The following is a 20,457-nucleotide window of genomic DNA, read 5'->3' as shown; positions in this document are numbered from 1 at the left end:
TCGCCTAGGCGACAGCTTGGCGCACTATTTGTCTGTTTTTCCGCCTTAATTGCTCAAGAACGTCCGAAAAGTTGGCCCCATACGATCGTGCCGTCGACGCCCTTGACCGCGCCCGCACCCAGCGCCTTGAAGTCGCAGTTCAGGATGTTGGCCCGGTGGCCGTCGCTGTTCATCCAGCTGGTCATCACGTCCGCGGCGTCGCGCTGGCCCCGGGCCACGTTCTCGCCGCCCGGATCGTCGTAGCCCTGCTCCTTGGCGCGGGCGACGAAGTCCCGGCCGTCGTCGCTGACGTGGCTGATGTAGAGATCGCCGTGCGTGCCCAGCTCCTGGACGTGCAGCCGGATGGCCGTCCGCAGCTTCGTGTTCAGCCGCACGGACCCGCAGCCGGCCTTGCCCCGCTCGACGTTGACCAGCCGGATGACCTCGGTCTCCTGGGCGGCCAGGCCGGCGCCGACCTTGGGGGCGCTGGTCGTGGGCTTGCGGGTCGGAGTCTTCTTCGGCGTGGGCTTCCTGGTGGCCGGCTTCTTCGCGGCGGTCCTGGTGGGCGCCGGTGCCGCCGTGGCGGGTGCCGCGGCCGGCGGCGGTGGGGTCGAAGGCCGCGCCGCCCCGGTGCCGGGTGCCCCGCCACCGGCACCCGGTACCAGGGCGGCGACGGCGGCTTCGGGCAGCTCGGCTGCGGTGCCCGGGCCGGTGAAGCTCGAGGGCAGTAGTGCCGCGCCGGTGCCGAAGAGGGCGAGCAGGGCGGTCACGGTGACGCCGAAGGTCACCGGTGACGGCATCGTCCGTCGGTCACGGCGTCGCCCGGTCGGCATCTGGTCTGCTTCGCCCTGCACGTCGTGCCTCCGCGGTCCGCAAAGGATCGAGAGGTTTCGACCCGGGTGACGGTAAGCAGCCGCGGAAAGGCCGGGCAAACCGCCTAAGGAAGAAATAAGTCCTGGATAAGACCCGGGGCGTGGCGTGATTCACTGGTCAGGCGGGTGCAACGCGGTTCCCACGGCTTGACGGACTGTGGGTATCGGCGCACCATGGAGGTGTCGCCAGTCGCGCCCAACTGTGTCCAGTCGAGTCCTGGGCATGGGTAAATCTGCATCCACAGCACGTTCCGGGTGCAGGATTTTGTGCTCACGCGTGTCCGTGGGTATGAGAGGTGTGCGGAACCACTGAGCGCGCGTGTGGCCGGCTGTTCCGGCAGCGCTTCACAAGGAGACGCGGTGTCTCACAAGGAGAAAGTCATGGCGAAGGCCCTCTATGGCCACGTAGGTGCGGCGCCCGACCGGCGGCTGCTCGACGAGGTCACCCGACTGCGTTCCAGGGTGCAGGCTCTGGAGTTCGAGATCACCCGCCTCCGGGCGGAGAATGATCGTCTCGCGGCTGCCGCCGCGGAGGCAGACGATCTTCTGCGGCTTACCGAGCCGGCGCTGACCTGAGCTTCCCCGGGCGTTGCGAACCGGCGCCCCTTATCCCCTAGCACTACGCGACGCACCCCGCACAGCGCGCCTCCACCCATAGTGGCGGCGCGCGTCTTTTTGCTCCTTCTGCGACCCGCTCCGCTTGCCAAATCAGACAAACACTGCTGATTGGCCAGAGACAGGCACGATCCGGGACGCGCGGCGTGCGCGGACAAGGCGTCCACCTGCGGGTAGCCTGCTGACCAGCAGAACACCGCCGACCCCCGGAGATCCGTGCACCTCAAGAGCCTGACGGTCAAGGGCTTCAAGTCCTTCGCCTCCGCTACGACGCTGCGGCTGGAGCCGGGCATCACCTGTGTGGTGGGTCCCAACGGCTCCGGCAAGTCCAACGTCGTCGACGCCATCGCGTGGGTCCTGGGTGAGCAGGGCGCCAAGGCGCTGCGCGGCGGCAAGATGGAGGACGTCATCTTCGCGGGCACCTCCGGGCGGGCCCCGCTCGGCCGCGCTGAGGTGACCCTGACGATCGACAACGGCGACAACGCTCTGCCGATCGACTACACCGAGGTCTCGATCACCCGCCGGATGTTCCGGTCCGGCGAGAGCGAGTACGAGATCAACGGCAGCTCCTGCCGCCTGCTCGACATCCAGGAGCTGCTCAGCGACTCCGGCATCGGCCGGGAGATGCACATCATCGTCGGCCAGGGCCGGCTCGACGCGATGCTGCACGCCAAGCCCGAGGACCGCCGCGCCTTCATCGAGGAGGCGGCCGGCGTCCTCAAGCATCGCAAGCGCAAAGAGAAGGCGATCCGCAAGCTCGACGCGATGCAGACCAACCTCAACCGGCTCAACGACCTCACCGCCGAGTTGCGCCGCCAGCTCAAGCCGCTGGGCAAGCAGGCCGAGGTCGCCCGCCGCGCCGCCGGCATCCAGGCCGACCTGCGCGACGCCCGGCTGCGGCTGCTCGCCGACGACCTGCACACGCTGCGCACCACGCTGGACAAGGAGATCGCCGACGAGTCGGCGATGCGCGACCGGCGCCAGCAGGTCGAGGAGGAGAACCGCGAGGTCCAGCGCTGGCTCGCCGAGCTGGAGGCCGCGCACGCCGAGGACGCGCCGCTGCTCGCCGCCGCCCAGGACACCTGGTACAAACTCTCCGCCCTGCAGGAACGCTTCCGCTCCACCGAGCAACTGGCCAGCGAGCGGCTGCGGCATCTCGCCGCGGCGCCGGACGACGAGCGCCCGGGCCGCGACCCGGACCAGCTCGTCGCCGAGGCCGAGCGGGTCCGCGAGCAGGAGGAGGAGCTGCGCGAGGCCCTCACCGACGACCAGATGCGGCTCGCCGAGGCGGTCGAGCACCGCCAGGAACTGGAACGGCAACTGCTGCAGGCCGAGGGCGCGCTGCGGGCAGCCGCGAAGGCGATCGCCGACCGGCGCGAGGGACTGGCCAAGCTCACCGGCAACGTGAACGCGGCCCGGGCCCGTACCGGAAGCGCCGCCGAGGAGATCGAGCGGCTCGCCGTCGCGCACAACGACGCGCTCATGCGCGCCGAGGCCGCCCAGGCCGAGGTCGACGCGGTGTCCGCGGAGTCCACCGAGGCCGATCGCGACAACGCCGAGCTCGACGAGCGGCACGCCGAAGCCGTCGCCGCGCACGACCGCGCGGCCGCCGTCGTCAAGGAATTCTCCGACGCCGAGCGCGCCGCCGAGAAGGACGCCGCGAGCTGGAAGGCCCGCGAGGAGGCGCTCGCCCTCGGCCTGCGCCGCAAGGACGGCGCCGGCGCGCTGCTCGGCCGGGCCGACCAGATTCCCGGCCTGCTCGGCAGCCTCGCCTCGATGCTCACGGTGCGCCCCGGCCACGAGGCCGCGCTCGCGGCGGCGCTGGGCGTGCTCGCCGACGCCGTGGCCCTCACCGGCATCGACGAGGCCGTCGAGGCCATGCGGAGCCTCAAGATCGCGGACGCCGGCCGGGCCGCGCTCGTGGTCGCCGGCCCGGCGTCGCCGGGCATGCGGGGCTCGCTCGACAGCCTGCGGCCGGCGCTGCCCGAGGGCGCGATCTGGGCGCCCGACGTCATCGAATGCCCCGACACCATCCGCCCCGCGCTCAACCGGGCGCTGCGCGATGTCGTGCTGGTCCCCGACCTCGCCGCCGCGACCCGCCTGGTCGCGCAGAACGCCGAGCTGCGCGCGGTCACGCCCGACGGCGACGTGCTGGGCGCCCACGCCGCCGCCGGCGGTTCCGGCAAGGCCACCAGCTATATCGAGGTCCAGGCCGCGGTCGACGAGGCCCGCGCCAACCGGGAGACCGCCGAGGAGTCCATCGGCGTGCTGAAGGGCCAGCTCGCCGACGCCCGCGCCGAGGTCGCCGAGCTCAAGGAGGCGGTGAGCGTCGCGGCCGCCGCCAAGCGGGCCGCCGAGGGCGAGCGCAACGCCGCCGCCCGCCGGCTCGCCGAGCTCGGTGCCGCCGCCCGGGGCGCCAAGGCCGAGTCGGAGCGGCTGGGCGCCTCCCGGCAGAAGGCCGAGGCCAACCGCGACCGGGACCTGGCCGGGCTCACCGAGCTGGAGGAGCGGCTGCGGCTCGCCGAGGCCACCCCCATCGACGAGGAACCGTCCACCGAGGATCGCGACACCCTCTCCGCCCTGGTGCCGCAGGCCCGGCAGAACGAGATGGAGGTCCGGCTCGCCGTCCGGACCGCCGAGGAGCGGGTCTCCTCCATCGCCGGCCGGGCCGACTCGCTGATGCGCCAGGCCACCCAGGAACGCCAGGCCCGCGAGCGCGCGGCCGCCCGCCGGGCCGCCCGCGCCCGCGGCGCGGAGATCGCCAAGGCCGTCGCGCTGGGCGCCGCCGGCGCGATGACCCGGGTCGCGGTCTCGCTGGCCACCGCCGTCGAGGCGCGCGACGAGCTGGCCCGGGCCCGGACGGCCCGCGAGGCCGAGCTGCAGGAGGTGCGCGCCAGCGCGAAACGCCTGGTCGCCGAGCTGGAGCGGCTCACCAACGAGGTGCACCGCGACGAGGTGGCCCGCGCCGAGCAGCGACTGCGCATCGAGCAGCTCGAAGCCAAGGCGGCCGAGGACTTCTCCCTGGACGTCGACACCCTGGTCGCCGAGTACGGCCCCGACCAGCTCGTCCCGCCCACTCAGGCCGAGTCGGCGCAGGCGGAGAAGGACGGCAAGGACCTCCCCGAGCCGGTGCCGTTCCACCGGCCCACCCAGGAGAAGCGGGCCAACAAGGCCGAACGCGACCTGGCGCTGCTCGGCAAGGTCAACCCGCTGGCACTGGAGGAGTTCGCCGCGCTGGAGGAGCGTTTCAAGTTCCTCTCCGACCAGCTCGAAGACCTCAAGGCCACCCGCAAGGACCTGCTGACCGTGGTCAAGGACGTCGACGACCGCATCCTCGAGGTCTTCACCTCGGCCTTCGAGGACACCGCGCGCGAGTTCCAGGGCGTCTTCCAGGTGCTGTTCCCGGGCGGCGAGGGCCGGCTGGTGCTCACCGACCCCGAGGACATGCTGACCACCGGCGTCGAGGTCGAGGCCCGGCCGCCGGGCAAGAAGATCAAGCGGCTGTCGCTGCTCTCCGGCGGCGAGCGCTCGCTGACCTCGGTCGCCATGCTCGTCGCGATCTTCCGGGCCCGGCCCAGCCCGTTCTACATCATGGACGAGGTCGAGGCCGCCCTGGACGACGTCAACCTGGGCCGGTTGATTACGCTCTTCCAGCAGCTGCGGGAGAAGAGCCAGCTGCTCATCATCACGCACCAGAAGCGCACGATGGAGGTCGCCGACGCCCTCTACGGCGTCACCATGCGTGCCGGCGTCACCCAGGTCATCAGCCAGCGGCTGAACCGAGAACCGGAGGAATAGACCCCCATGCTCCGCCAACCGGCCCAGGCCATGCTCATCGACCTGGACGGCGTGTTGCGCCGCTGGGACCCCACGGTGCCGGCGGCGGTGGAGAATTCGTCCAGGCTGGAGCCGGGCACCCTGCTCAGCACGGCGATGTCCTGGGAGCTGCTGCGTCCCGCGGTGGCCGGCGAGATCACCGACGCCGAGTGGATGCACCTCGTCGCGACCCGCCTGCCGCTGCCGGAGGAAGAGGCGAAGAAGGTGATCGCCGAATGGCGGCAGTACCGCGGCGAGGTCGACCCCGAGGTGCTGGCCTTCGTCCGCGAGGTTCGCGCGGCGGGCCGCCCGGTGGGCCTGGCGACGAACGCGACCGACCTGCTCCGCGGCGACCTGGACCAGCTCGGCCTGACCGGCGAGTTCGACGCGGTGGTCAGCTCGTACGAGCTGAAGGTGCACAAGCCGGCCCCGGAGTTCTTCGAGCGCGCCTGCGCGGCCCTGAACGTCGAAGCGCCGTGGGTGCTCTTCGTGGACGACGATGACCGCTCGGTCCGCGGTGCCCGCGCGGCGAAGCTGCCCTCCCTGCGGTGGAGCGGCCCGGAGAATCTCCCCTACCTGCGCAAGGCCCTCGCCCTGCCGGCCTGACCGCCGCTCGCCCGGCCCCGCGCGGCGCGGCGACGTAGGCTGGCCGCCGGCTGAGAGGATGTCGATGGTCAAGACTCTGCTCGGGGCGGCGGTCTGCCTGCTCGCCCTGCAGGGCTGTTCCGGCGACGGTGACACCGCTGTCTCCGGCCCGGCGGCGCCCTCCGCGGTTCCTTCCGCGGCGGCGAGCGCGACGTCGGGCTTCGGCGGCGCGCCCCCACCGGCCGGCGCGCTGGACGGCAAGCGGCAGGTCTTCTTCCTGCCCCGGCTCGACGACGGCGAACTGCCCTACTCGGTGTTGGCGGTCACCACCAGCGGCCGAATCCAGGTGACCGACAACTACGCCGACGAGGCCCTCTTCGTGCCCGTGCCCAAGGGCCGGGGCACGCCGGAACGCCTCATCAAGACCGGCACCCTGCGCGCCGGCGGCGAGCCGTTGTGCCTACAGGTGCGCGTCGACGGCGCGAAGCCGCTCACCATCGTCACCGCGGCCTGTAACGCCGATGAGCCGGCGCAACTCTTCACCTTCGAGCCGTCCGGCACGGATGACGAGGGCCGCACGACCTACGCGGTGCGTAACCGGGACACCGTTCTGCAGTCGCACCCGCTCGAGGGGACCGGGCTGATCGCCGTGAAATCCGGCGACGACCCGCCCGACACGACCTTCTCGCTGGACGACCAGGGCGTCTCGGCCCTGCCCCGGAGCGACTGAGCGGGGTCAGTCGCCGGTGGCGCCGTCGATGCGCTCGCGCAGCAGATCGGCGTGGCCGTTGTGTCGGGCGTATTCCTCGATCATGTGCAGATAGACCCAGCGGACGCTGATCGCCGGGCGCCGCTCGGTGGGAAACTCGTGCTCCAGCGAGACCCCGGCGACCGCGGCCCGGGCGGCCTCGATCTCGGCGAGAAAGGCGGCGTGGTCGGCCGCCGCGTCCGCCTCGGCCACGTCGTCGAAGTCGCCGTCCTCGTTAGTGTCGGAGCAGTAGCGGTAGGACAGCTCCTCGCCGGCGGCCCGGATGCGGAACCAGGCGCGCTCCACCTCGGTCATGTGCCGCAGCAGGCCCAGCAGGGACAGGCTCGACGGCTCGGCCGAGCGGAGCTTGAGCTGCTCGGCGGTCAGGCCGGCGCACTTGGCCACCAGGGTCTGCCGGTGGAAATCCAGCCAGCCCTCGAGCATGGCCCGCTCGTCGCCGGTGAAGGGCTCGCTGACGCGATGCGCCGCAGGCGCGGTCCAGGAAGTCACGAGGACATCCTGGACCACCCCTACGACACTTTCCTCAGCGGATCATGCGTCCTCGGTGGGCACCCGGATCACGTGGGCGTCGGGGATGACGGATTTCACCTGGTCTGGATCCGTGGTGAGGTAGAAGGCCGCGTTCGCGTTGGCGGCCCAGACCCCGTGGGCCAGCGGCAGGTCGCCGTCGACCAGGGGGACTGTGCCGGCCGCTCGGGCGGCCTCGGCCGCGCCCAGTGCGAGCACGACGACGCCCTCGGCGGCGGCGAGGAGCTGGAGCAGCGCCCTGGCGCGCTCGTCGCCCAGGGCCCTGGCCTGGGCTTCCATCAACACCGTGGCGGGGATGCCGACGTTCGCGTCGTCGGCCACCTCGGTGATCACCTCACCGACGTGGACGTGCCCCTTGGTGTACGACTCCAGCGCTGAGCGGTCCAGCACCACGCGGATCTCGCGGGTGCCCTCCGCCGGGGCCATCATCGGGGCTCCGGCAGACGACCGGCCTCGAGGGCCGCCTGGAAGCGCTTGGCCTCGGCGCGCTGCTCGTCGGTGAACGGCTTGAGCTTGCCGCGCCAGGCGGCGACGCCTTCGTCGGTGATGGCGAAGCCGGCGGCTTCGAGCATCGCCCGGGTGGTCGCGCCGCGCTGCATGCGGGCACGGACCGCCTCCGTCACGATGGCTGAACTGTTTGGATGTTTGTCGAGATACTCGGCTACATCGTCGGGAAGACTCACGGTAATCCGCCTTGTCATACTCGGATCATACTGACTGGACCCACGAAAGGACATCACCCTCCCGGGAAAGGTCATGCCGTCGTGTTGTAGAGACAATACAACGCCGTGACGAAGGAACCTAATCGATCAATGTTCGAGCTGGTCAGGCGTCTCGCAGGTGAACGTCCGCGACGGCGAAGAGCGCGCCGTCCCGTGTCGTTCCCTCGACCCGGACGTCCGCCCGTGTCCCCGTGTGCCGCAGGGTGCTCACCGCGTTGCCGAAATACGGCCCCGCCAGCCGCTTCCAGCGCAGCGCCGGCCGCCGCACCCCGGCGCTGCGAGCCACCCCGCGCACGGCCTTCGCCGCCAGCCGGGACCAGCTGAGGCGCATCAGCGGTCGCATGAACATCGGCACCTGGTTGTGGATCGGGGAGCAGGTGAGCTGGTGCACCGGCGTCAGCACGGCGGGACCCAGGTCGGCGCGGGCGACGTACGAGTGGTGCACGTCGCCGGAGAGCACGCTGATCGAGGCCGGCCCCGCGTACGCCCCGCCGGCGCCGACGCGGTGGCCGGGCGCCTCCGGGCCGCCCTCGCCGAGACGCCGGAACAGCTCGGTCAGGGCGTCGAAGGAGCGGGTGAACGCGGCCCAGTGCTCCAGGTCGAAGGCCCGGCGGATCCGTTCGGCGAGGGCCGCGCGCCGGGCGCCGGGCGAGTCGGCGAGCCGCTCGTTCCAGGCCTCGAGGTGGTGGATGGCCGGGGGCATCAGCCAGGGCAGGGACGAGCCGATCACCAGGTGGTCGTAGTCGCCGTGCGCCTGGTCGACGAACCAGCCCCACTCGGCCGCGGGCAGGATCTCCCGGCCGCGCGGGGTGAGCACCCGGTTGCAGCGGTTGTCGAGCATGACCAGCCTGGTCCGGCCGACGTCGAGCGCGAAGCTCCACTGGTACGGCCGGTCGGTGTTCTCCGCCGAGGACGGCGAATCGACCGAGATGCCGAAGTCGTGCAGCAGCGCCGTGGCGTCCTCGACCGAGGTGATCTTGGCGAGCAGCGGGTCGGCGGTGAGCTGATCCGGGCTCATGTTGCCCAGGTGCTGGTAGACCCAGTAGGAGGCCAGGCCGCTGGCGATCCGCTCGGACCACCAGGGCTGGGACGACACGTCCCGGCGCCAGTCCGCCGAGGTGTTCCAGTCGTCGATGATCTCGTGGTCGTCGAAGATCATCACACTCGGCACGGTGGCCATCAGCCAGCGCACCTCGGGATCGCGCCAGGACTCCAGGTAGAGCTTGGTGTATTCGTCGAACGAGACCACCTCGTCCACCGGCCCGTGGTGCCCGGCCGCCCGGCGCCGGCGCAGGAAGCGCCGGACCTTCGCCGAGGTGTTGTCGGCGTAGACCTGGTCGCCGAGCAGCACGATCAGGTCGGGGCGCAGCTCCGGCGAGCGGGGGTCGGTCATCAACCGCCGGGAGTACGCGTCCAGCGCGTCCGGCGGCAGCTTGCGCCCGGTGGCGTGCGGGGTCGCCTCGCGGCAGGAGCCGAAGATCATGCTCACCGGCTGTCCGGCGTCCTCGGCCTCGCGGGTGGCGATCACGCTCGGCGGGTACGGCGAGTCCGCCTGCGGCCACACCCGCCGGTCGTCGAGCCACACCTCATACTCGTTCGCGGTGCCCGGGAGCAGGCCCGCCACGATCACGATGGCGTAGTGGTGCCCGTACGCCGAGAAGGTCTGCGCGGAGCCGGCGCCGCCGCCGGTGACCTCGACCCGCACCTCGGCCGGCGCGGTGGTCTCGACCCAGATCGTCGCCCGGTCGCCCACGACGCGGCGGAGCACGGGACCGATCAGCAGATGGGCGGTCAACGGTCTACCGGGTGGCGGGGCATGCAGACATCCTCCCCAGCGATCCATGTTTCCGCCAGCGCTCGGCGGGAGAGGGCGGGTGGCACCACGCGCCCGTGGCGCGTCTGTCAGGATTTCGTCATGGAATACGTGGTCGCCTCCCTGATCCTGCTGGCCGTGCTGGTGGTCGGGGCCATCGGTCTGGTCGTGCCCCGGCGCCGCCGGCGCGAGCTGCCGCCGGCCGGCGGGTCCGCCACCACCACCATCGAGCGTCCCCCGGCCGCGCCGGTCGAGGAGCCCGCCCTCCCGTCGCTGCCGGAGGAGCTGCCGCCGCTGGTCCAGGCGCCGCCCACGATCGAGAAGCCCGAGCCCACCGCGGGCCGCCTGGTGCGGCTGCGGGCCCGGCTCAGCCGCTCGCAGAGCGTCCTCGGCAAGGGGCTGCTCAGCGTGCTCTCCCGGGATCACCTCGACGAGGACGCGTGGGAGGAGATCGAGGACAGCCTGATCTCCGCCGACGTCGGCGTGGAGGCCACCCAGGCGCTGGTCGAGCGGCTGCGCGAGCGGGTCCGGGTGCTGGGCACCCGGACGGTGGCCGAGGTGCGGCAGCAGCTCGCCGAGGAGCTCACCGCCGCGCTGGAGCCGGAGCTGGACCGCAGCCTGCGCACCGCGCCGCACGACGGCCGGCCCGCGGTCGTGCTGGTGGTCGGGGTCAACGGCGCAGGCAAGACCACGACCTGCGGAAAGGTCGCCCGGGTGCTGATCGCGGACGGCCGCACGGTGCTGCTCGGGGCGGCGGACACGTTCCGGGCCGCGGCGGCCGAGCAGCTCGCCACCTGGGGTGAGCGGGTCGGCGCCGAGACGGTCCGCGGCCCCGAGGGTGGCGACCCGGCCAGCGTGGCGTTCGACGCCGTCAAGCGCGGCATCGACATCGGGATCGACACGGTGCTGATCGACACCGCCGGCCGGCTGCAGAACAAGGTCGGCCTCATGGACGAGCTGGGCAAGGTCAAGCGGGTCGTGGAGAAGCACGGCCCGGTCGACGAGACGCTGCTCATCCTGGACGCCACCACCGGCCAGAACGGCCTGGAGCAGGCCCGGGTCTTCACCGAAGTGGTGGACGTCACGGGCGTCGTGCTGACCAAGCTGGACGGCACCGCCAAGGGCGGCATCGTCATCGCCGTGCAGAACAAGCTGGGCATTCCCGTGAAACTGGTCGGTCTGGGCGAGGGCCCGGACGACCTGGCGCCGTTCGAGCCCGCTGCCTTCGTCGAGGCCCTGCTTGGCACCGACGCGTAGGCTCGGGGGCGGCAGGCCCGCACCGAGGGGCACTTCTAGGGGAGGTCGTGGGTGACGCAGGAACGCGACCTTCGCGAGATCCCGCTCCACGGCGGCAACGTCAGCACGGTCTCGAAGGTCGGCGACACGGTCCGCCGCAACGCCGGCCCGTGGACCCCGGCCGTGCACTCGCTGCTCAACCACCTGCAGCGGGTCGGCTTCACCGGCTCGCCGCACGCCCTGGGCATGGACGACCGCGGCCGCGAGGTGCTGTCATATCTCGACGGCGAGTGCGGCGAATATCCGCTCGCCCCGCACTGGACGACCGAGGAGGCGCTGGTCACGGTCGCCACGATGCTGCGCATGTTCCACGACGCGCAGTATGGCTTCCAGCCCCCGCCGGGCGCGGTCTGGCGCTCGTTCGGCCCGCCGCCGCCGGACACCGAGGTGATCTGCCACCACGACGCCGCCCCGCACAACGTGGTCTGGCGCCCGGACGGCACCCTCGCGCTGATCGATTTCGACCTGGCCTCGCCCGGCGCCCGCATCTACGACGTGGCGTACGCGGCCTGGACCTGGGTGCCGCTGTTCAGCGACCGGGATTCCTACACGCTGGGCTGGAAGCGGCCGAACAGGCCGCGCCGGCTGCGGTTGTTCGCCGACGCCTACGGGCTGATCCCGCGCGACCGGCACCGGCTGATCCGCACGATCCGCAAGCGCATCGTGGACCACGTGGAGGGCATCCGGCGGATGGCCGCGGCCGGCGACCCGGCCTTCGTGCGAATCGTGCATAAGGGCCATTTGCGTCGTCCGATGCGTGATCTGCGGCTGCTCGACTACGAGCGGCACACCCTGGAGTACGCGCTGCGGTGACACGCCGCTGACCCCGCGATGACTCTCGCCGCGCGTCCGCTTGGGTCCATTGCCCCAGTTCACGGGATTTCGTCCGGGGCGGTGTGAGAGTTTCTTCACACGTACGAAACAACCCGTCACGCGTCGGAAATCGTGCGTAGACCATGCGCGAAACAGCGGGGCGGGAGGCTTCCGCCCGAACCGGCCAACATGGCGACGCTGCCTGGTGGGCCGTGTGGGAGGACACCTTTATCCGAGAGGAGGCAGCGTGGAGATCAACACCGGCAATACCGCCTGGTTGCTCCTGTCGTCTGCGCTCGTTCTGCTTATGACTCCGGGCCTGGCGCTGTTCTACGGTGGCCTCAACCGGTCCAAAGGCGTACTGAACATGATGATGATGAGCTTCTCCTGTATGGGGCTCATCTCCGTGTTGTGGGTCATCTACGGCTTCACCCTGGCGTTCGGCACCAACGGCAACGCCGGCCTCAACAACGTGATCGGCAGCTTCAGCCAGTACTTCGGTACCGGCACCGCGACCATCACCGAGGAGTGGCTCTTCCTCGGCGCGGGCACGGGCATCCCCACGTACGCGATCATGGTCTTCCAGATGATGTTCGCCATCATCACCGTCGCCCTGATCAGCGGCGCTGTCTCGGACCGCATGAAGTTCGGCGGCTGGCTGCTCTTCGCGTTCGCCTGGTTCACCCTGGTCTACGTCCCGGTCGCGCACTGGGTGTGGGGCGGCGGCTGGATCGGTGGCAAGCTGCACGCGCTCGACTTCGCCGGTGGTACGGCGGTGCACATCAACGCCGGTGCCGCCGCGCTCGGCCTGATCCTGGTGCTCGGCAAGCGCGCCGGCTGGCCGCGGGAGAGCTTCAAGCCGCACAACGTGCCGTTCGTCGCCCTCGGCGCCGGCCTGCTGTGGTTCGGCTGGTTCGGTTTCAACGCCGGCTCCGAGCTGACCGTCGACGGCACCACCGTCTTCGCGTTCGTCAACACCCAGGTGGCGACGGGTGCGGCCGTGCTCGGCTGGATCATCGTCGAGTGGATCCGGGACGGCAAGCCGACCCTGGTCGGTGCCTCGTCCGGCGCGGTCGCCGGCCTGGTCGCCATCACCCCGGCCTGTGGCTTCATCGCCCCGCTGCCCGCGGTCGTCGTCGGCCTCATCGCCGGCGCGGTCTGCGCCCTGGCCGTGAGCCTGAAGTACAAGCTGGGCTACGACGACTCGCTCGACGTGGTCGGCGTGCACTTCGTCGGCGGTTGGATCGGCTCGCTGGCGATCGGCTTCTTCGCCACCGCGCAGGTCAACTCCGCCATCAACGGCGACCCGGGCCTGGGCGCCAGCGAGGGCCTGTTCTACGGCGGCGGCCTGGCCCAGCTCGGCCGGCAGTTCGTCGGCAGCGCGGCCGTCACCGTCTACTCCCTGGTGATCGCGGCGATCATCGCTTTCGTGATCAAGGCCGCCAAGGGCCTGCGCGTCAGCGAGGAGGCGGAGGTCACCGGGATCGACGTCGCCGAGCACGCCGAGAGCGCGTACGACAACTCGCCCTCCACGGGCTCGGCCGGCGCGTTCGCGATGGCCGGTATCAAGCCGTCGGGCAGCACTGACGGGAAGGCTCCCGTCAGCGCTAAGGTCGCCGGTTAAATTCGCCTGATGGCTGCGATGGAGGGACTGAGCATGAAGCTGGTGACCGCGGTCATCAAGCCGTACCAGCTCGACGCGGTGAAGGAGGCTCTGCACGCACTCGGCGTGGCGGGCCTGACCGTGAGCGAGGTACAGGGGTACGGACGGCAGAAGGGCCACACCGAGGTGTACCGGGGTGCCGAGTACACGGTGGAGTTCCTTCCCAAGATCAAGGTTGAGGTGCTGACCGACGAGATCGACGTCGAGAAGGTCGTCGACGCGGTGGTCACCTCGGCGCGGACCGGCAAGATCGGCGACGGCAAGGTCTGGGTGACCTCCGTCGAGGATGTCGTCCGGGTCCGCACCGGCGAGCGCGGCCTAGACGCGCTCTGATTTGTCCAACCAGTGAGCTACGTGGTCAGTGAGCCGTCGGCGGCACCCCAGGTGCCGTCCGGCGGCTCGCCGGACACCCTGCGCGCACACATCGGCGCTGCCGCCCGGGTCAACCGGGCGGCAGCGCTCGACGCGTGGCTGGCGTCGATGTTCCCCAGCCACCTGCCCGGCGTCAGCCTCGTCGCGGTCGGCGGACTGGGCCGGCGCGACTGCGCCCCCTACAGCGACCTCGACCTGGTGCTGCTGCACAGCGGCATGGCCGGCATCGACCGGATCGCCGCCGCGCTCTGGTATCCCATCTGGGACGCGCGGCTGGGTCTCGACCACTCCGTGCGCACCCTGCCCGAGGCGCTCTCCGTCGCCCACGACGACGTCAAGGTCTCGCTCGGCCTGCTGGACGCCCGGCACATCGCCGGCGATGCCGGCCTCTCCGCCGAGCTGATCGCCGCCTCGTCGGACCAGTGGCGCCGCACCGCCGTACGCCTGCTCCCGCAGCTCAAGGAGATCACCTCGGCCCGCTGGGCCGCGCACGGCGAGCTGTCCTTCCTGCTCGAAGGCGACCTCAAGGAAGCCGCCGGCGGGCTGCGTGATCTCACCATCCTGCGCGGCATCGGCCGGGCCGGCGTCGCCGACACGATGCGCCCCGCCGTCCGCGCGGCCAACCTGCGGCTGCTCGACACCCGCGACGCCCTGCACCTGACCGTCGGCCGCCGGGTGGACCGGCTGGTCGCCCAGGAGCGGGCCGCGGTCGCCGAGTTGCTGACGGTCGACGACGGCGACGCCCTGCTGCGCCGGGTGGCCGGCGACGCCCGCACCATCGCGCACGCCCTCGACGACGCCTGGCGCGCCGCCGACCGGCTGCGCAACGGCCGCCGCCGGGGAGCGCCGGCCGGTGTGTCGGCGCGCCGTCCGGTGGCCCGCGACGTGGTCGAGCAGAACGGCGAACTGGTGCTCGCCCGGACGGCCATCGGCCCGGTGCCCGACCCCAGCCTGTCGCTGCGGGTCGCCGCCGCGGCCGCTACCGTGCGGCTGCCCATCGCCCGCGCCACCTGCGAATGGCTCGCCGCGTTCTGCCCGCCGCTGCCCACGCCGTGGCCGCCCGCGGCCCGCGCCGCGCTGGTCTCGCTGCTCGGCTCCGGCCCGGGCCTGCTGCCCACCTGGGAGGCATGCGACCGGTACGGCCTGATCGACGCGTGGCTGCCGGAGTGGGCCCGGCTGCGCAGCCTCCCGCAGCACCACCCGATCCACCGCTTCACCCTGGACCGGCACCTCGTCCAGGCGGCCTACGAGGCCAGCGCCTACACCCGCGAGGTGGACCGCCCCGACCTGCTGCTGATCGGTGCCTTCCTGCACGACGTCGGCAAGGGCCTGCCCGGCGACCACAGCCTGGTCGGCGCCCCGATCGCCGCCGAGATCGCCACCCGGATCGGCCTGCCGCCCGCGGCGGTCGCCACCGTGGCGAAGCTGGTCCGGCTGCATCTGCTGCTGCCCGACTTCGCCACCCGCCGGGATCTGAGCGACCCGGTCACCATCACCACCGTCGCGGAGGCGGTCGGCGACCCGGCCACCCTGGACCTGCTGCACGCCCTGGCCCGGGCCGATTCGCACGCCACCGGGCCGGCCGCCTGGTCGGACTGGAAGGGCCGGCTGATCGCCGAGCTCGTCCGCCGGGTGCACACCGCGCTGGACACCGGCGCGCTGCCCGGCCCGCCCGAGCCCGACCCGGAGCTGCTCCTGGGCGACCTGCCCGCCGTACATCTGGACGGGGACCTGGTCGCGGTGGCCGTGGCCGACCGCCGGGGGCTGCTCGGCTCGGTGGCCGCGTGCCTGGCCATGCACCGCCTCGACGTCATCGCCGCCGACGCCAGCACGGTGGACGGCCGGGCGATCGTCGAGTTCCGCACCCAGCCGCGGTACGGCTCCCCGGCGGATCCGGTGGCGCTCGCCGCCGACCTGCGCCGGGTCGCCGCCGGGGACGTCTCGGTGACCCAGCGGCTGCGGGCCCGGGCGATGTCGGCCCGCGGCGGCGCGGCCCCGCGGGTGGTCTGGCACCGCGAGGCGGCCACCGACGCGGTGGTGCTGGAGTTGCGGGCTGCGGACTCGGCCGGCCTGCTCTTCCGGGTGGCCAGCGCCCTCGACGAGGCCGGCGCCGAGGTGCGCGCGGCCCGCATCTCCACCCTGGGCAGCGACGTGGTGGACGCGTTCTACCTGGTCGGGCCCTGGGCGGAGGCGGCCGAGCGGGAACGGGTCGAAGCGGCCGTACTCGCGGCGGTCTGACCCGTCACCTCGATCGGGTCGCCGACGTTGCGCCTAGCGACACTGAGGGCGTACGTGAAGAGGTCTGTTGCCGCATGGGGGAGCCACCCGGTCTGCTCGACGACTATCTGAGAATCGCCCGCTACCACGTCCGGATGGCCGTGCCGCCGACCGCGATCCGGATCCGTTCGCTCGACGCGCGCCCGCTGCTCGCCCGCTCCGGGCTGGGCGAGTCCGGCGCGTCCTACGCCGACCTGCTCGCCGCGGCCCGGGCCGGGGACACCCGCTGGCTCAAGCGGCGGCGGCGTGCCGTCCAGCCGGCCGTCCTCGCCGGACTCGCGCAGACCCTCGCCCAGCAGGACATGCTGCCCGAGGACCGGACCGACGCGCTGGCCCTGTACGAGCTGATCCGCACCGCGCTCGGCGCCGACGCGCTGCCCGCCGCGCACCAGGGCCTGCACGTTCAGCTCGCCCTGGCCTGGCAGGACGCGGCGCGGGCGCGGCCGCTGCTGCGGGCCTACCGGCAGGTCAGCGACAGCGTGCGCGCCGATCTGGAGCTTGATCTGGCCAACCCGTTCGCCGCGGACGGCCCGGTGATCGGCTGGCTGACCGCGTTCCGCAAGCTGCTGCCCGAGCCGCCGCTCGCGCTGGAACACAAGGCGGGGGTGCCGCCGTTCGACCGGCTCACCGTCGCCACCGCGGTCGCGGGCGTCGACGAGCCGCAGCGGATCTCGGTCATCGTCACCGCCTTCCACCCCGACGAGGGCCTGATCACGGCCGTGCGCTCGATCCTCGACCAGTCGTGGCGCAACGTCGAGGTGATCATCGTGGACGACGCGTCGCCGCCGGAGTACGACGCCGTGCTGGCCCGGGCGGTGGCGCTGGGCGGCCGGATCCGGCTGGTCCGGCAGCCGGTCAACCGGGGCACCTACGAGGCCCGCAACGCCGGCCTGGACGCCGCCGAGGGCGAGTTCGTGGCCTTCCAGGACTCCGACGACTGGTCCCACCCGCGCCGGCTCGAGCTGCAGGTGCGGCCGTTGCTGGACAACCGCCGCCTGGTCGCCACGACCTCCGACGGCCTCGGGGTCTCCGAGGAGCTGCTGGTCACCCGGCCCGGGGTGCGCCACAGCAGGTTCAACCCGTCGTCGCTGCTGTTCCGCCGGGCCCAGGTGATGGGTCGGCTGGGCTACTTCGACCCGGTCCGCAAGGCCGCCGACTCCGAGTACATCGGACGGATGCGGGCGGTCTTCGGCGAGCACGCGGTGCGGCATCTCGACGCGCCTCCGCTCGCGCTGATCCGGCTGGCGCTGGGCTCGCTGTCGCGTGCGGAGATCCGCCCGTACTGGATGCACCCGGCCCGGACCGCGTACATGTCGGCGTACCAGCAATGGCACTCGCGGATCGCCGCCCGGGGCGCCGATCCGCTGCGCCCGCGCGACGGCGGCCGCCGGCCGTTCGCCGCCCCCGACCACCTGCGGCTGGCCGGCGGCGAGGCGGCCGGGCGGCCGGACTACGACGTCGTGATGGTCGCCGACTGGCGCTTCCTGCAGGGGGTGCAGCACTCGGCGCTGCAGGAGATCCGGGCGCTGATCGCCCGTGGGCTGCGGGTCGCCGTGCTGCAGGTCGAGTCGCTGCGCCCGCCGGCCCGGCGCCGCTGGCCGCTCTGCGCGGCGCTGCAGCGGCTCGTCAACGACGGCCGGGTGGACCAGCTGCTGCCGGGTGACGAGAACCGCGCCGAGCTGGTCATCGTGCGGCACGCCGCGGTGCTGCAGTTTCCGCCCGGCGACCCGTGCCTGCTGCGGGGCCGCCAGGTGCTGATCGTCGCCGACGAGACGCCGGGGCGGCAGGACGAGGCCGACCGTCGGTACGTGGCCGCCGACTGCTCCCGGGCCGCGCTGCGGATGTTCGGCACCGAGCCGCTCTGGTGCCCGCAGGATCCGCAGGTGCGGGCCGTGCTGCGGACCGAGGCCGTCGAGCTGACGCCGTACGACCTGCCCGTGGTCGTCGACGGCGAGCGCTGGTCGGCCGCCCGGGACGGCGCCGGTCAGTGGCCGGCCGTGGTCGGCACCGACCTCAGCGACGAGGCGGTCTGGCCGGGGGACGTGCGGGCGGCGTTGACCGTGTACGACGAGGTCGGCGACTGGGACGTGCGGTTGCGGCTGCCCGACTGGCCGCGTACCGGATATCACCCCGGCGGCCCGCGTAGCCGGCTCGTCTACGACGCGGCGGATTGCGACCTGCGGACCTTCGTCCACCAGCTCGACTTCTACCTGCACTTCCCCAGCGCCGACCGGATCGAGACGTTCTCCCGGCCGGCGCTGGAGGCGGCGGCCGTGGGCTGCGTCGTGGTGATGCCCGAGCGGCACGCGGCCGTCTTCGGCGACGCGGCCGTCTACTGCGACTCCGGCGAGGCCGAGGCGACGATCAAGCGGTACCACGCGGACCGCGAGCTCTACGCCGAGCAGAGCCGCCGCGCCCGCGCCGTCGTGGCCAAGGCGCACCACGCCCAGCTCTTCGTCGACCGCATCGCGGGGATCGTCACCGCATCGCATCCGGTCGCCCCGGCCCAGCGCGGCGCGTTGCTCGCGCGACCGTAACGACGGCGTCGCCGCGGGCGTTAGGCGAACGGTGACCCGCGCCGGCCCGGCGCGCACGACTCTGGAGGTCCTTGACATGAGCAGCCTGGTCCGGTTCGGCGGTCGGCTGGCGGTGCGGCTGCGCAGCGTGACGCGCCCCCAGGCAGTGGTCCTCATGGCGATCCTGGCGCTGTGCGCCGGAGTCTGGTGGTCGGCGGCGTCGGGAAACCAGGGCCTCGCACTGTCGTTCGTGGCCACCCTGCTGCTGGCGGTGCTGCTCGGGATCCTGCACCTGTCCCGCTGGATCGGCGGGGTCTACCGGGCCCACCAGAACGCGCACCGGGAGATCCGCACGGTCGTGGAGCAGCTGCAGCGGCGGGTCGTCGCGACGGTGGAGAAGGAACGGCTCACCGCCGGCGACCGGCACCAGGAACTGACCCGGACCGTCACCCGTGGGCTGCGGCAGAGCGGGCACGGCACGGACCTGCTGCTGCGTGCGCAGAGCCGGGAGATCGAGGCGCTGGTCCAGCTCTTCCAGCAGTTCACCCCGCGCGCGCCGATGCCGTCCTCGGGTGACTTCGCGCTGAACCCGACCGACCTGCTCGACCTGCTGCACCTGGTGCGGCTGCGGCAGCCCCGGCTGGTGGTGGAGCTGGGCAGCGGCACCTCGTCGGTGTGGCTCGGCTACGCGCTCGAACAGCACGGCGGCCGGCTCGTCTCCCTCGACCACGACGCCGGCTACGCGCGGCAGACCCGCGCGATGCTCGGGGCACACGGCCTCAACGCGGTCGCTTCCGTCCGGCACGCTCCGCTGCGCGACCTCACCGCCAACGGCAAGACCTATCAGTGGTACGACGTCGACAAGCTGACCGACCTCACCGGCATCGACCTGCTGCTCGTCGACGGCCCGCCCGAGGCGACCGGCCCGGACGCGCGCTACCCGGCGCTGTCCGTGCTCGCCAAGCGGCTCGCCGGTACGGCCACGGTGGTGCTGGACGACGCCAACCGGCCGGACGAGCGGGACGCCGTACGCCGGTGGACCGAGGAGGTGCCGGGGCTGACCGAGGAGCAGGGGCTGCTCGGACGGCACGCGGTGCTGGCGTACTCGCGTACCGGTGCGGCCGTCACGGTCTGAGCCGGAGCACGAAAGATGACCGGCCGGCATGCGGGGGCATGCCGGCCGGTCCGGGGGAGGGTGAGACGGTGTCCGGGGCGGTGCCGCGGTCAGCGGCTGCCGAAGTCCTGGGTGTAGTACGGGGTGCCGTTGGCGGAGTAGACAACGCCGACGGCGAACGTCTTGGCGCCACAGTCGAGCAGGTTGCGGCGGTGGCCCGGGCTCTTCATCCACGCGTTGACGACCTCGGCGGCGCTGCGGTAACCCCAGGCGATGTTCTCGCTGCGGGCGGCGGTGTAGCCGGCGGCCTTGGCGCGGGCGATGAACGTGGACCGGGCGGCGCCGGTGTGGCTGAACTTGCCGGTCGTCGCCATGTACTTGCTGTGGCCGCGGGCGGCCCAGAGCAGCTCGGCGTTGACCCGCAGGCCCGCGCAGCCGGCCTTGACCCGCTCCTTGTTGGACAGGCTCACGACCTGCGTCTGCAGCGTGGTGAAGGAGACGGTGGCGGCCTGCGCCGGGGCGGCGATCGCGACCATGCCCAGCAGGGCGGCGGGGATCATCGCGAGGATGGCGAGGCGACGGACCAGGGTCTTCTGCACGGGTCAACCTTTCGGGGAACACCGCCTGGACGTCTTGTTCGCCAGGTACGCCATTCCCTTCGGGAGACCCGCGGGGTTCGCTGATGCTTGTTCAGGTGCCTTGGTGTG

General features: G+C 72.3%; 17 protein-coding genes. 11 read left to right on the top strand and 6 right to left on the bottom strand.

All coding sequences use genetic code 11. The features are described 5' to 3' along the window. Positions 1 to 53: 53 nt before the first annotated feature. The gene (locus DMB66_RS65555) at positions 54 to 779 is read right to left on the bottom strand and encodes a CAP domain-containing protein (RefSeq protein ID WP_125804838.1); all 726 of its coding nucleotides are present in this window, start codon (positions 777 to 779) and stop codon (positions 54 to 56) included. Between the two features lie 453 nt (positions 780 to 1,232). Between DMB66_RS65555 and DMB66_RS15760 the strand changes: the two genes are divergently transcribed. From DMB66_RS15760 to DMB66_RS15745, 4 genes are all read left to right on the top strand, one after another. Next, positions 1,233 to 1,427, top strand: coding sequence for a hypothetical protein (locus DMB66_RS15760; RefSeq protein ID WP_125804837.1), 195 nt, complete (start codon positions 1,233 to 1,235; stop codon positions 1,425 to 1,427). A gap of 255 nt (positions 1,428 to 1,682) precedes the next feature. Then, entirely contained in the window at positions 1,683 to 5,264 is a 3,582-nt protein-coding gene (gene smc / locus DMB66_RS15755) for a chromosome segregation protein SMC (protein WP_125804836.1), read from the top strand. A gap of 6 nt (positions 5,265 to 5,270) precedes the next feature. Continuing rightward, positions 5,271 to 5,888 (top strand): HAD family hydrolase, encoded by a 618-nt coding sequence (locus DMB66_RS15750; RefSeq protein WP_125804835.1) that lies wholly within the window; start codon positions 5,271 to 5,273, stop codon positions 5,886 to 5,888. 64 nt (positions 5,889 to 5,952) lie between these two features. Further along, positions 5,953 to 6,597 (top strand): RICIN domain-containing protein, encoded by a 645-nt coding sequence (locus DMB66_RS15745; protein WP_125804834.1) that lies wholly within the window; start codon positions 5,953 to 5,955, stop codon positions 6,595 to 6,597. A gap of 6 nt (positions 6,598 to 6,603) precedes the next feature. Here DMB66_RS15745 and DMB66_RS15740 read toward each other — a convergent pair whose 3' ends face one another. The 4 genes from DMB66_RS15740 to DMB66_RS15725 form a co-directional block, all read right to left on the bottom strand. Then, positions 6,604 to 7,059: a DinB family protein gene (locus DMB66_RS15740; protein WP_199752386.1), complete on the bottom strand. Its 456-nt coding sequence runs from the start codon at positions 7,057 to 7,059 to the stop codon at positions 6,604 to 6,606. 108 nt (positions 7,060 to 7,167) lie between these two features. Further along, positions 7,168 to 7,593, bottom strand: coding sequence for a hypothetical protein (locus DMB66_RS15735; RefSeq protein WP_125804832.1), 426 nt, complete (start codon positions 7,591 to 7,593; stop codon positions 7,168 to 7,170). Continuing rightward, the gene (locus DMB66_RS15730; RefSeq protein ID WP_125804831.1) at positions 7,590 to 7,847 is read right to left on the bottom strand and encodes a hypothetical protein; all 258 of its coding nucleotides are present in this window, start codon (positions 7,845 to 7,847) and stop codon (positions 7,590 to 7,592) included. Before DMB66_RS15730 ends, DMB66_RS15735 begins: the two co-directional genes overlap by 4 nt. Before the next feature lie 142 nt (positions 7,848 to 7,989). Then, positions 7,990 to 9,681: an alkaline phosphatase D family protein gene (locus DMB66_RS15725; protein ID WP_233624583.1), complete on the bottom strand. Its 1,692-nt coding sequence runs from the start codon at positions 9,679 to 9,681 to the stop codon at positions 7,990 to 7,992. Between the two features lie 120 nt (positions 9,682 to 9,801). Between DMB66_RS15725 and ftsY the strand changes: the two genes are divergently transcribed. The 7 genes from ftsY to DMB66_RS15690 all read left to right on the top strand — a co-directional run bounded on the left by ftsY (position 9,802) and on the right by DMB66_RS15690 (position 19,771). Then, positions 9,802 to 10,956, top strand: coding sequence for a signal recognition particle-docking protein FtsY (gene ftsY / locus DMB66_RS15720; protein WP_125804829.1), 1,155 nt, complete (start codon positions 9,802 to 9,804; stop codon positions 10,954 to 10,956). 51 nt (positions 10,957 to 11,007) lie between these two features. After that, complete coding sequence (locus tag DMB66_RS15715) at positions 11,008 to 11,808, top strand: aminoglycoside phosphotransferase family protein (RefSeq protein WP_125804828.1); 801 nt, start codon at positions 11,008 to 11,010, stop codon at positions 11,806 to 11,808. Positions 11,809 to 12,055: 247 nt separating this feature from the next. Beyond that, the gene (locus DMB66_RS15710) at positions 12,056 to 13,432 is read left to right on the top strand and encodes an ammonium transporter (RefSeq protein ID WP_125804827.1); all 1,377 of its coding nucleotides are present in this window, start codon (positions 12,056 to 12,058) and stop codon (positions 13,430 to 13,432) included. A 33-nt stretch (positions 13,433 to 13,465) separates the two neighbouring features. Next, positions 13,466 to 13,804 (top strand): P-II family nitrogen regulator, encoded by a 339-nt coding sequence (locus DMB66_RS15705; RefSeq protein WP_199752384.1) that lies wholly within the window; start codon positions 13,466 to 13,468, stop codon positions 13,802 to 13,804. 51 nt (positions 13,805 to 13,855) lie between these two features. After that, entirely contained in the window at positions 13,856 to 16,081 is a 2,226-nt protein-coding gene (locus DMB66_RS15700; protein ID WP_233624588.1) for a [protein-PII] uridylyltransferase, read from the top strand. A 74-nt stretch (positions 16,082 to 16,155) separates the two neighbouring features. After that, positions 16,156 to 18,657 (top strand): glycosyltransferase family A protein, encoded by a 2,502-nt coding sequence (locus DMB66_RS15695; protein WP_125804825.1) that lies wholly within the window; start codon positions 16,156 to 16,158, stop codon positions 18,655 to 18,657. 76 nt (positions 18,658 to 18,733) lie between these two features. After that, positions 18,734 to 19,771: a class I SAM-dependent methyltransferase gene (locus DMB66_RS15690; protein ID WP_125804824.1), complete on the top strand. Its 1,038-nt coding sequence runs from the start codon at positions 18,734 to 18,736 to the stop codon at positions 19,769 to 19,771. An 89-nt stretch (positions 19,772 to 19,860) separates the two neighbouring features. Here DMB66_RS15690 and DMB66_RS15685 read toward each other — a convergent pair whose 3' ends face one another. Further along, positions 19,861 to 20,349, bottom strand: a complete 489-nt coding sequence (locus DMB66_RS15685; protein WP_233624582.1) for a CAP domain-containing protein — start codon at positions 20,347 to 20,349, stop codon at positions 19,861 to 19,863. Positions 20,350 to 20,457 lie beyond the last annotated feature (108 nt).

It is taken from the genome of Actinoplanes sp. ATCC 53533 (genome assembly GCF_003947245.1).
The sequence above is the reverse complement of the archived record's forward strand: the minus strand, read 5'-3'. Positions and strand labels throughout refer to the sequence as shown.